The 11,233-nt window shown below is 70.1% G+C and carries 9 protein-coding genes and 1 pseudogene; 5 read left to right on the forward strand and 5 right to left on the reverse strand.

The genetic code is table 11. The features are described 5' to 3' along the window. The first annotated feature begins 34 nt into the window (after positions 1-34). On the forward strand, positions 35-1,843 hold the full coding sequence (locus tag ABZ195_RS23180) for a long-chain fatty acid--CoA ligase (RefSeq protein ID WP_355221876.1): 1,809 nt from the start codon (positions 35-37) through the stop codon (positions 1,841-1,843). Here ABZ195_RS23180 and ABZ195_RS23185 read toward each other — a convergent pair. The 4 genes from ABZ195_RS23185 to ABZ195_RS23200 form a co-directional block, all read right to left on the reverse strand. Beyond that, positions 1,840-2,973: a glycosyltransferase family 4 protein gene (locus ABZ195_RS23185; RefSeq protein ID WP_355221877.1), complete on the reverse strand. Its 1,134-nt coding sequence runs from the start codon at positions 2,971-2,973 to the stop codon at positions 1,840-1,842. The genes ABZ195_RS23180 and ABZ195_RS23185 overlap by 4 nt on opposite strands. A gap of 31 nt (positions 2,974-3,004) precedes the next feature. Continuing rightward, positions 3,005-3,847, reverse strand: coding sequence for a peptidase (locus ABZ195_RS23190; protein WP_355221879.1), 843 nt, complete (start codon positions 3,845-3,847; stop codon positions 3,005-3,007). Continuing rightward, on the reverse strand, positions 3,816-4,934 hold the full coding sequence (ripC, locus tag ABZ195_RS23195; RefSeq protein ID WP_355221881.1) for a peptidoglycan hydrolase RipC: 1,119 nt from the start codon (positions 4,932-4,934) through the stop codon (positions 3,816-3,818). Before ripC ends, ABZ195_RS23190 begins: the two co-directional genes overlap by 32 nt. Positions 4,935-5,099: 165 nt before the next feature. Beyond that, positions 5,100-5,381 carry a hypothetical protein gene (locus ABZ195_RS23200; RefSeq protein ID WP_355221883.1) on the reverse strand — a complete coding sequence of 94 codons (282 nt, stop codon included), beginning with the start codon at positions 5,379-5,381 and terminating at the stop codon, positions 5,100-5,102. A 128-nt stretch (positions 5,382-5,509) separates the two neighbouring features. On the opposite strand from ABZ195_RS23200, the pseudogene ABZ195_RS23205 reads away from it, so the two are divergent. Next, positions 5,510-7,348 (forward strand): annotated as a pseudogene (locus ABZ195_RS23205) (DEDD exonuclease domain-containing protein); the annotation flags it as partial. On the opposite strand, the gene trpD reads toward ABZ195_RS23205, so the two are convergent. Continuing rightward, entirely contained in the window at positions 7,286-8,344 is a 1,059-nt protein-coding gene (gene trpD, locus ABZ195_RS23210) for an anthranilate phosphoribosyltransferase (RefSeq protein ID WP_355221884.1), read from the reverse strand. The pseudogene ABZ195_RS23205 and the gene trpD overlap by 63 nt on opposite strands. 68 nt (positions 8,345-8,412) lie before the next feature. On the opposite strand from trpD, the gene ABZ195_RS23215 reads away from it, so the two are divergent. Genes ABZ195_RS23215 through ABZ195_RS23225 form a run of 3 tightly spaced genes read left to right on the forward strand, consistent with a single transcriptional unit; the run spans position 8,413 to position 11,118 of the window. Further along, positions 8,413-9,024, forward strand: a complete 612-nt coding sequence (locus tag ABZ195_RS23215; protein ID WP_355221886.1) for a heme-copper oxidase subunit III — start codon at positions 8,413-8,415, stop codon at positions 9,022-9,024. A 43-nt stretch (positions 9,025-9,067) separates the two neighbouring features. Next, positions 9,068-9,889 carry a cytochrome c gene (locus tag ABZ195_RS23220; protein WP_355221888.1) on the forward strand — a complete coding sequence of 274 codons (822 nt, stop codon included), beginning with the start codon at positions 9,068-9,070 and terminating at the stop codon, positions 9,887-9,889. After that, positions 9,886-11,118 carry a ubiquinol-cytochrome c reductase iron-sulfur subunit gene (locus tag ABZ195_RS23225; RefSeq protein WP_355221889.1) on the forward strand — a complete coding sequence of 411 codons (1,233 nt, stop codon included), beginning with the start codon at positions 9,886-9,888 and terminating at the stop codon, positions 11,116-11,118. Before ABZ195_RS23220 ends, ABZ195_RS23225 begins: the two co-directional genes overlap by 4 nt. Positions 11,119-11,233 lie beyond the last annotated feature (115 nt).

An 11,233-nucleotide genomic window follows, 5' to 3' on the forward strand; every position in this document is an offset into this window, starting at 1 on the left:
CCGCTAGGGCGATCCCGTTCGAAAGGGCCACATCGTGCGCGACTTCAGCGTCCCGGCATCGTTCACCGTCGGCGAGCACGACACGGTGGCCGCCTCCGTCTTCTCCCACGCGGCCGACGACCCGAACCACGTCATCGCCGCGCGCCTCGTCGACGGATCGTGGACCGACGTCACCTGCGCGCAGGTCGCCAAGCAGGTCGACGCCACCGCACGGGGGTTGATCGCCGAGGGCGTCGAGGCCGGTGACCGCGTGGCGATCCTGTCGGCGACCCGTTACGAGTGGGCCATCGTGGACTTCGCGATCCTGTCCATCGGCGCCGTCACGGTGCCCATCTACGAGACCAGCTCAGCCGAACAAGTTCGGTTCGTGCTGTCGGACTCCGGTGCGGTCGCGGCGTTCGCCGAGACCGACGAGCACTTCCGCACCGTCGAGCAGCTCAAGGCCGAACTCCCGGCGCTGCGCCACGTGTACTCCATCGCCGGGTCGCGGCCGCCCGCCCTCGACGAGCTCGCCAGGATCGGTGGCGGTACCGATCCCGGCGCGGTCGCGGCGCGGCTGCAGGCCACCAGGTCGGCCGACGTCGCAACGCTGGTGTACACCTCCGGCACCACGGGCCGGCCCAAGGGTTGCCAGCTGACGCACTCCAACCTGCTGCACGAAATGCGGGGTGCGAAGGCGTGTTTCCCCGCGCTGCTCGACGAGGGCGAGAAGCTGCTCGTCTTCCTGCCGCTGGCCCACGTGCTCGCCCGGGCCATCACGATCGCGGCCTTCGCCAACAAGGTCACCCTCGGGTTCACCAGCGACGTCAAGAACTTGGTGCCGATCCTCGGGGTGTTCAAGCCGACCCTGGTGGTGTCGGTGCCGCGCGTGTTCGAGAAGGTCTACAACACCGCCGAGCAGAACGCCCGCGACGGCGGCAAGGACAAGATCTTCGCCGCGGCCGCCGCGACCGCGATCGAGTGGAGCCAGGCCAAGCAATCCGGGCGTCCGGGCTTGCTGCTGACCCTCAAGCACGCCCTGTTCGACCGATTGGTCTACGGCAAGCTGCGCGCGGCCCTCGGCGGCAACTGCCACGCCGCGATCTCCGGCGGCGCTCCGCTGGGCGCACGGCTCGGGCACTTCTACCGCGGTGCCGGCGTGACGATCTACGAGGGGTACGGCCTCACCGAGACCAGCGCGGCCATCACCGTCAACCGGGTGGACGACGTCAAGGTCGGCTCGGTGGGAAAGCTGGTGCCCGGCAACGCGATGCGCCTCGGCGACGACGACGAGCTGCTGGTCCGTGGTGGGGTTGTGTTCGGCGGTTACTGGAACAACCCGTCGGAGACCGACGCGGTCTTCACCGACGGGTGGTTCCACACCGGCGATCTCGGCGCGATCGACGACGACGGCTTCCTCACCATCGTCGGCCGCAAGAAGGAGATCATCGTGACCGCGGGCGGCAAGAACGTCGCCCCCGCGCTGCTCGAGGACCGGCTGCGCTCACATCCGTTGATCAGCCAGGCGATGGTGGTCGGCGACGCGCAGCCGTTCATCGCCGCGTTGATCACCGTCGACCCCGAGGCGTTCCCCGGCTGGAAGGAGCGCAACGGCAAGGACGCGTCGGCCACCGTCGGCGACCTCGCCGAGGACCCGGACCTCCTCGCCGAGATCGACCAGGCAGTCAAGGACGCCAATCAGGCGGTGTCTCATGCGGAGTCGATCCGCAAGATCCGCATCCTGCCCGTCGACTTCACCGAGGACACCGGCGAACTGACGCCGACGATGAAGGTCAAGCGCAAGGTGGTGGCCGAGAAGTTCGCCGCCGACATCGACGCCCTCTACGCCAAGCCGGGCCACTAACCGGCGAGCAGCTGCGAGAGCCGGTGCGCTTTGGTGCGCCACTGCCACTCGTCGACGACCCACCGGCGGCCCGCCCGGCCCATCTCGGCGGCACGGTCGGGATCGGCGAGCAGGTCGCCGACGGCGGCGCCGATCGAGCCGACGTCCCATCCGTCGACGACGAGCCCGGTCGTGCCGTCGAGAACCGACTCCGGCGCGCCTCCTGAATCGCCGGCGACCACCGGCACTCCCGCCGCCGAGGCCTCCAGGTAGACGATGCCGAGGCCCTCGACGTCGAGTCCGTGGCCACGGGTCCGGCACGGCATCGCGAACACGTCGGCCATGGCGTGGTGAGCCGGCAACTCCTCGGCGGGCACGCCCTCGGTGAACACCACGTCCTCGACGACGCCGAAGGTCCGGGTCAGCCGCTGGAGCTCCGCCAGGTGGGGCCCCCCGCCGACGATCACCAGCCGGGTGCCGGGCACGCGTTCGCGCAGCGCGGGCAGCGCGCGGATCAGCATGTCCTGGCCCTTGCGCGGCACCAGCCGCGACACGCACACCACCACCGGTCGGTCGCCGAGTCCATAGCGGGCGCGCATCCGGGCCCTGGCCACCGAATCCGGCTGGAACCTCTCGACGTCGACGCCTGGCGACAGCCGCTCCAGCGCGGCGTGCGGTCCGAAGGCCGCCGAGAACCGGCCACGGGTGTACTGGCTGATGTAGGTGACCACGTCAGCGTCGTCCCCGATGCGGCGCAACGCCGTTCGCGCCACCGGCAGCATCGACCAGCCCACCTCGTGGCCGTGGGTACTGGCGATCACGCGCGTCGCCCCGGCCCGGCGCGCCAGCGGCGAGAGCATCGCCAGGGGCGCGGCGGCTCCGAACCACACCGCGTCGATGCCGCGGTCGCCGACGAGCCTCGTCATCCGGCGGGCCACCGAGGGCTCCGGGATCATCAAGGTGGTGGGGTGCCGGACGATCTCGAACGCAGCGGCCCGGTCGTACTCCTCGGCGCCCTTCCACGTCGGCGCGTAGACGGTGACGGTGTGCTCACCGGTGGTGACCAGTTCGGTGACTAGGTTCTCCAGATAGGACTGAATGCCACCCCGCCGCGGCGGGAAGTCGTTGGTCACCAGCAGGACGTCGGCCACCGTGCTCCTGGCGTCGGTGAGGTCATGTCCGCTATCCGCCGAGCCAGGTGCGCCACGCGGCGAGCACCTGGGGCGGGTCGGCGCCGAGCACTCGCTTGATCGCGGTGTCTTGGTCGGGGTGCCCCTGCCCGCAAGCGGTGACGTAGAGCGTGCGCAGCGTCTCGGCGCCGTAGCGGCTGGCGACGAATCGGCTGAACCACCACGCCCTGTCGTAGGCCAGCGACCGCACCGCACCAGCAGTGTCGACGTCGGCGTCCGACGGCAGGTGGGCGAGCGCGTCGGCGGTCTGCCGGTTCGGCTTCGCGGTCGGTGGCCGGCCCACGAAGTCGGCGACGCCCTCGGTCAGCCAGCGTGGCGCGTCGGCGGCGGTGCGGCTACGGGCAGCGTAGTGAAACAGTTCGTGGCGCAACACGATTCGCAGTGACGCGTCGCTCATCGAGCTGGCGCCCGGGGCGAAGACGATGCGCTGCGCCGTGGTGGCCGCCGCGATGTCGGGCTCGCCGGCGGCCAGCGCGCGGAACTCCTCGTCGGTCCGGGTCAGCACGACCACGACGTGGCGCGGCCAGTCGTCGCCCCAGAAGGCGGTGACGGCGTCCGCGGCGCCGTCGAGCTCGCCCCAGACGCGGCTCTCCAGATCGGCGGTGTCGGCTCCCCCGAGCGACATCAGCGATACGGTCCGGCCGTCGCGCAGGGTCAGCGGATCCGACGGCGTCGACGGGACGTCGAGGGAGGCGTGGGTCGCGGTGGGTGGCGCCGGCGGGTCGGCGTCGCCGACGGGTCGGGACACCAGCACCGCGGCGGCGGTCAACTCGGCGAGCAGGAGCAGGCCGAGCAGCGGCTTGCTAGTAACGGCGGACGTTGTGAATCGGCGCATTGTCCATCGGGGCCACCCGCACGGGGGTGCCGTAGGTCGAGGCGTGCACCATCATCCCGTCGCCGATGTAGATCCCGACGTGCGAGGCGTCGGAGTAGTAGGTGATGAGGTCACCCGGCTGCATCTGGTCCATCGACACCGGCTGGCCGCCCTGGGCGAGCGCCTGGCTCGAGTGCGGGAGGTTGACCCCCGCCTGACCGAAGGCCCACATCACCAGACCGGAGCAGTCGAACGCGCTGGGCCCGGCGGCGCCCCACGAGTAGGGCGACCCGATGCGGGTGAGTGCCGCCTGCACGGCGACCATGCCCTCGCCCTCGGCCGGTGGGGCGGGCGGCGCCGCGTCGGGCGGCGGCGCCAGGTCGCCGGGGTTGATGCCGTCGGGTGCGGACGCGAGCACGTCCGGCGGTGGCGGCGGGGCCGCGGCGGGTACGGGCGGGGTCGGCGGAATCGCCGCCAGTGCCTCACGCTGCGCCGGTGTCAGCGCGGTGTACTGCGACTTGACGATCGCCATCTGCACTTGCAGTTTGCTTTGCTTGGATTGCAAGTCGGCGCGCACTGCTGCGGCCTGCTCGGCAGCCGTCTTGGCGTCGGCAGCCGACTTTGCCGACTCCACCTCGGCGTTGGTGGCGGCGACGGTGCCGGTCTTGAAGTTCGTCATCTGGGCCGACATCTCGGTGGCCATCACCCGCTGCACGGCGAGCTGGTCGATCAGTCCCTGGGGGGAACCGGCCGTCAGCATGGCGTCGAGACCGTCGGTGCGACCACCCATGTACTGGGCCGCGGCAACCTTGTCGACCGAGGTCTGGAACGTTGCCAGCTGTGTCTTGGCGGCGTCGACGGCAGCGACGTCCGCGGAATGCTTCTGCTCGGCAGCCTGTTGTGCCGCAAGCTTGTTGCTCAGATCGAGCTCGGCGCTGTGCATTGCCTCGGTGGTCTGCTCGGCCTGACGCGACAGCTCGTTGAGCTTTGCCAGTGCATCGGCGGAGGGGTCGGCGTGCGAACTTCCGGCCAGCGCTGCACTGAAGACCACTACTCCAGCTATCGCACCAATCATCGGTCGCCGAAGAACACGTGCGCTTCGGTGCATAGCGTTAAACCTCAAGATTTCGCGTCCTTCAACTGCCGTTAGCGAGCCGCTCGAACTGCGTTAGGTCTCGGATAGGTTACGAAACGGCATCGGGGTTGTCCAACAGAGGACACGAATTTAACAGGCATCGCGGGAATATTTCGCTGCCCGCGACTCCAAGGGCCCCTAGGCGACCCCGTCGGCGCGCCTCCGGTGAATCGGCACCAACCGTAGCCGAGGCGCCAATCCGGCGTCTGCGAGGACCTCCAACGCGTGGCGCTCGTCGGCCAGCAACGTGTCGGGAACTCCCAGCAAGACACTGATGACGCAGTCCTTGCAGCCGTGTCCGCGCACCGCGCAGTCGTCGCAGTCGATGTGAAGGGTGCCGGCGTCGGATTCCGTGGTCCCCGGTCCGAACTCGGGCGGGTTCAGCTCTGGCGGGTTCGGTCCCGCCTCTGGTCGAGTCATGGCCGTTCTCCCTTCCGTCGTGTCATGAGGCGCACGCTAACGACGACCACCGACAAGCCCGCCGAGCCCGCCACGCGAATGACACGGATGTGAGCCGATGTCGGTTGGAGGGCCTACCGTCCCCTGCCATGGAGCAGCTGAGCTTCGGCGACGTCGACGCGACATTCGGCGACGAGGCAGCTGCACTGACCGAACTCGACCTGCGAGACACCACGTTCGTGATCGTCGACCTCGAGACCACCGGCGGCCGGGCCAAGGGCGACGACTACGGCACCGGCCACGAACGCGGATTCGACGCCATCACCGAGATCGGCGCGGTCAAGGTGCGCGGCGGCGAGGTGCTCGGCGAGCTCGCCACCCTCGTCGACCCCGGCCGCTCGATCCCGCCGAAGATCGTCGCGCTCACCGGGATCACGACGGCGATGGTGTGCGACGCCCCCCGGATCGAGTCGGTGCTGCCCGCCTTCCTCGAGTTCTCCAAGGGCGCCGTTCTCGTCGCCCACAACGCGGGCTTCGACGTCGGGTTCCTGCGCGCCGCCGCCGAGCGCCTCGACCTGCCCTGGCGGCGTCCCCCGGTGCTGTGCACCGTGAAGCTGGCCCGCCGCGTGCTGACCCGCGACGAGGCGCCCAGCGTTCGGCTCTCGGCCCTGGCCCAGCTGTTCGGGGCCAGCACCAGGCCCACCCACCGCGCCCTCGACGACGCGCGCGCCACCGTCGACGTCCTGCACGCGCTCATCGAACGCGTCGGCAACCAGGGCATCCACACCTTCGGCGAGCTGCGGTCCTACCTGCCCGACGTGACCCCGGCACAGCGCCAGAACCGGCATCTGGCCACCGCGCTGCCGCGCCGGCCGGGGGTGTACCTGTTCCGCGGGCCCTCCGACGAGGTGCTCTACGTCGGCACCGCGGTCGACCTGCGCCGCCGCGTCTCGGGTTACTTCAACGGCAGCGACCCGCGCACCCGGATGAAGGAGATGGCGTCGCTGACCACCCGGGTCGACCACGTCGAATGCGCCCACGAGCTGGAGGCGGGCGTGCGGGAGCTGCGACTGCTCGCCGCGCACGCCCCGCCGTACAACCGGCGCTCGAAGTTCCCGCACCGGTGGTGGTGGGTGGTGTTGACCGACGAGGCGTTCCCCCGGTTCTCCGTCGTGCGGTCCCCCAAGCACGACCGGGCGATCGGCCCGTTCCGGGTCCGCGCCGACGCCGTCGAGACCGCGGCGCTGCTGGCCCGCGTCACCGGCGTCCGGACGTGCACCACCCGACTGGCCCGTTCGGCACGCCATGGGCCGTCTTGCCCCGAACTCGAGCTGTCGCCGTGTCCGGCCGAGCGGGGCGCCGACGCCGACTCCTATGCCGCCGGCCCGGCCGCGGCCGCGGAGTTGATCGCCGGCACCGACGACGCGGCGCTTCGCGGGGCGGTCGCCCACGTCGCCGCGCTGGCCGAACGCGGCAAGTACGAGACCGCGGCCCGTCTCCGAGATCACACGGCGACCGCGATCGACGTCGTGTGGCGCGGCCAGCGCCTGCGCGCCCTGGTCGCGGTCGACGAACTGGTCGCCGCCAGCCCCGACGGTGCCGGCGGGTGGCACCTTGCGATCGTCAGGAACGGCCAGCTCGCCGCGGCGGGCACCGCGCGGCGCGGGGTGCCCCCGATGCCTGTGGTCGACGCCCTGGGCGCCGCCGCACAGTCGATCCTGCGCGAACCGGCACCGCTGGGCGGCGCGCTGGTCGAGGAGGTGGGGCTCGTCGCGCGCTGGCTCACCCAGCCGGGCGTACGCATCGTCAGGACCGACACCGCCGACGGCGTCGGGTACGCCACCCCGCTGAACGCGGCGGGCCGGCATCTGGCTTGGGCCGCGACGGCGCGCTCGGCACGCCTGGCCGCCGACCAGGACGAGCGCTCAGAGGTCCTGGGTGAACCGCGCCCAACGCGCGAGCAGGTGCTCGGCCGCCCCGGAGTCGATCGCCTCGGCGGCCCGCGCCAGACCCAGTTCCCACGCCGGCACCCATTTGGCGTCGCTGGATAGCCCCGCATGGGCGACCATCGCACCCGCGGCGTTGAGGATCACCGCGTCGCGCACGGCGCCCTTGGCGCCGCCGAACACCTCGCGCACCGAGGCGGCGTTGGCCTCGGCGTCACCACCGGTGAGCTCGGCGAGTTCGGCCCGCTCGAAGCCGAAGGCCCCCGGATCGAACGTCAACCGCTCGACGGTGCCGGCCTGCACGCGCCAGATGGTGCTCGTCGTCGTCGTGGTCAGTTCGTCGAGACCGTCGTCGCCGTGCACCACCAGCACGCTGGAACCACGCGTGGCGAACACGCCGGCCATCACCTCGGCCAGGTCACCCCAGGCGCAGCCGATCAGGCCGGCCCGCGGCGAGGCCGGGTTGGTCAGCGGCCCCAGCAAGTTGAAGACCGTGGGCACGCCGATCTCGCGGCGCACCGCCGATGCGTGGCGGTAGGACGGGTGGAACTGCGGGGCGAAGGCGAATCCGATGCCCACCTCGGCGACGCAGCGCGCCACGTCCTCCGGGCTCAGGTCGAGGCGCACGCCGAGCGCCTCGAGGGTGTCCGCGCCGCCCGAGAGCGACGACGCAGCCCGGTTGCCGTGCTTGACGACGGGGACGCCGCTGGCGGCCACCACGATCGACGCCATCGTGGACAGGTTGACGGTGTTCGCGCCGTCTCCGCCGGTGCCGACGACGTCCACCGCAGCCGTGCCGATGACGTCGGTGGGCACGCGGTGGGCGTGCCGCAGCATGGTGTCGGCGAGTTCCTTCACCTCCGCGGAGGTGGGTCCCTTCATCTTCATGGAGACCGCGAACCCGGCGATCTGAGCCGGCGTCGCGACGCCGGTCATGATTTGGTCCATCGCCCACCCGGCCTGCCCCACGGCCAGCGCGCGTCGGGTGGTCAGGCGGCCGAGAACCTGCGGCCAGGTATGGGAATCCGGAGACGTCACGAAGTGATTATTACGAATGTCGTGCCCCGGGTGGAGTTCGACAACTACAAAGCGTCATACTTCATGATGTGACGAGTGCTGTAGGGACCTCGGGAACCGCGATCACTGCTCGCGTGCATTCGCTGAACCGTCCCAACATGGTAAGTGTTGGCACCATCGTATGGCTGTCCAGCGAACTGATGTTCTTTGCTGGGCTGTTCGCGATGTACTTCACCGCGCGGGCGCAAGCCGGTGGTGACTGGCCACCGGCCCCCACCGAACTGAACTTGGTTCAGGCGGTCCCCGTGACGCTGGTGCTGATCGCGTCGTCGTTCACGTGCCAGATGGGCGTCTTCGCCGCCGAGCGCGGCGACGTGTTCGGCCTGCGCCGCTGGTACCTGTTGACCTTCGCGATGGGCCTGTTCTTCGTCCTCGGGCAGGGGTACGAGTACTACCACCTGGTCACCCACGGCACGACCATCCCGGGCAGCGCCTACGGGTCGGTGTTCTATCTGGCCACCGGATTCCACGGCCTGCACGTGATCGGCGGTCTGATCGCCTTCCTGTTCCTGCTGGCGCGCACGCGCATGAGCAAGTTCACGCCGGCGCAGGCGACCGCCGCGATCGTGGTGTCCTACTACTGGCACTTCGTCGACATCGTCTGGATCGCACTGTTCGCCGTCATCTACTTCGTGCGATAGGCAGACGATGAGCACTACGGACGAGCAGTCTTCACAACGCCCGATGAGAAGGGGATCGATGACCAACAAGTCTCGCCGTCGGTTGCGCCGACGCGTGTCGGGAGCACTGCTGCTTCTGACCGGACTTCTCGTCGCGGGTGGCATCGCCGCCACCCTGACGCCCAAGCCGCAGGTGGCGGTCGCCGACGAGTCCAGCCTGGCGCTGCTGCGCACGGGCAAGCAGCTCTTCGAGACGTCCTGCGTCACGTGCCACGGCGCGAACCTGCAGGGCGTTCCCGACCGCGGACCGAGCCTCATCGGCGTCGGCGACGCGTCGGTGTACTTCCAGGTCGGCACGGGCCGCATGCCCGCGATGCGCGGCGAGGCCCAGGCCCCCCGCAAGGCCCCGATCTTCGACCAGCACCAGGTCGACGCCCTGGGCGCCTACGTCCAGGCCAACGGCGGCGGACCCGTCACCCCCCGCGACGCCAACGGCGCCGTGGCGGATGCGAGCCTGATCGGCAACGACGTCGCCCGCGGTGGCGACCTGTTCCGGCTCAACTGCGCCTCCTGCCACAACTTCACCGGCAAGGGCGGCGCGCTGTCGTCGGGCAAGTACGCCCCGCCGCTGGACGAGGCCACCCCCGCGCAGATCTACACCGCGATGCTGACCGGCCCGCAGAACATGCCCAAGTTCTCCGATCGCCAGCTCAGCCCGGAGGAGAAGCACGACATCGTCGCCTACGTCCGGCAGGCCACCGAGACGCCCGATCCGGGCGGCTACGGCCTCGGCGGCTTCGGCCCCGCACCCGAGGGCATGGCGGCCTGGATCATCGGGATGGTCGCCGTCATCGGCGCCGCAATGTGGGTGGGATCGCGCGCATGAGCGACAACGTGAACGACGGCAACGGCTCCGAGGGCGCCGAGGTGAAGGGCACCGACACCTCCGAGCGCGGCACGGTGGCACATCAGCCCACCGACGCCGAACTCGCCACGATGTCGCGCGAGGAACTCGTCGCCCTCGGCGGCCGGATGGACGGCGTCGAGACGGTCTTCAAGGAGAACCGCTGGCCCATCGAGGGCACCAAGGCCGAGAAGCGCGCCGAGCGCACGGTGGCCTACTGGCTGCTGTTCGGCGGGCTGCTGGGACTGGCCCTGCTGCTGGTGTTCCTGTTCTGGCCGTGGGAGTACCAGCCCTACGGTTCGGCCGGCGAGTTCGTCTACAGCCTTGCCACCCCGCTGTACGGCCTGACGTTCGGCCTGTCGATCCTCGCGATCGGCATCGGCGCGGTGCTGTTCCAGAAGAAGTTCATCCCCGAGGAGATCTCGATCCAGGACCGGCACGACGGCCGCTCCCCCGAGATCGAACGACGCGCCACGGCGGCCAACCTGACCGACGCCCTGGAGGGCTCGACCCTCAAGCGCCGCAAGCTGATTGGCCTGTCGCTGGGCATCGGGCTCGGCGCCTTCGGCCTGGGCACCGCGGTCGCGTTCATCGGCGGCATCATCAAGAACCCGTGGAAGCCGGTCGTCCCGACGGCCGAGGGCAAGAAGGCCGTCCTGTGGACGTCCGGCTGGAGCCCCCGCTTCACGGGCGAGACCATCTACCTCGCGCGCGCCACCGGTCAGCCCGGCAGCTCGCCGTTCGTGAAGATGCGTCCGGAGGACATCGACGCCGGCGGCATGGAGACGGTGTTCCCGTGGCGTGAATCCGACGGCGACGGCTCCACCTTCGAGTCGCACGAGCTGCTCACCGAGATCGCGATGGGTGTGCGCAACCCGGTCATGCTGATCCGCATCCGGCCCGAGGACATCTCGCGCGTGGTCAAGCGGCAGGGCCAGGAGAGCTTCAACTTCGGCGATCTGTTCGCCTTCACCAAGGTCTGCTCGCACCTCGGCTGCCCCTCGTCGCTGTACGAGCAGCAGACCTACCGCATCCTCTGCCCCTGCCACCAGTCGCAGTTCGACGCGTTGCACTTCGCGCGTCCGATCTTCGGTCCGGCCGCGCGGGCACTGGCACAGCTCCCGGTGACCATCGACAAGGATGGCTACCTGGTGGCAAACGGTGACTTCATCGAACCCGTCGGACCGGCATTCTGGGAGCGGACGTCATGAGCCCAAAGTTGGCAGAGTTGGCCGCCCATCAGGGCGATGCGATTGATTCGCGGTATCACCCCTCGGCGGCGGTGCGCCGTCAGTTGAACAAGGTGTTTCCGACGCATTGGTCGTT

The sequence above is a fragment of the Mycobacterium sp. NPDC006124 genome, assembly GCF_040614235.1.
Classification (GTDB): Bacteria; Actinomycetota; Actinomycetes; order Mycobacteriales; family Mycobacteriaceae; genus Mycobacterium.

Bases quoted from the DNA above. Each gene is read 5' to 3' on its own strand.
- ABZ195_RS23190 (WP_355221879.1), bottom strand. From the start codon at position 3,847: ATGCGCCGATTCACAACGTCCGCCGTTACTAGCAAGCCGCTGCTCGGC.
- ripC (WP_355221881.1), bottom strand. From the start codon at position 4,934: ATGCACCGAAGCGCACGTGTTCTTCGGCGACCGATGATTGGTGCGATA.
- ABZ195_RS23200 (WP_355221883.1), bottom strand. From the start codon at position 5,381: ATGACTCGACCAGAGGCGGGACCGAACCCGCCAGAGCTGAACCCGCCC.
- ABZ195_RS23220 (WP_355221888.1), top strand. From the start codon at position 9,068: ATGAGAAGGGGATCGATGACCAACAAGTCTCGCCGTCGGTTGCGCCGA.
- ABZ195_RS23225 (WP_355221889.1), top strand. From the start codon at position 9,886: ATGAGCGACAACGTGAACGACGGCAACGGCTCCGAGGGCGCCGAGGTG.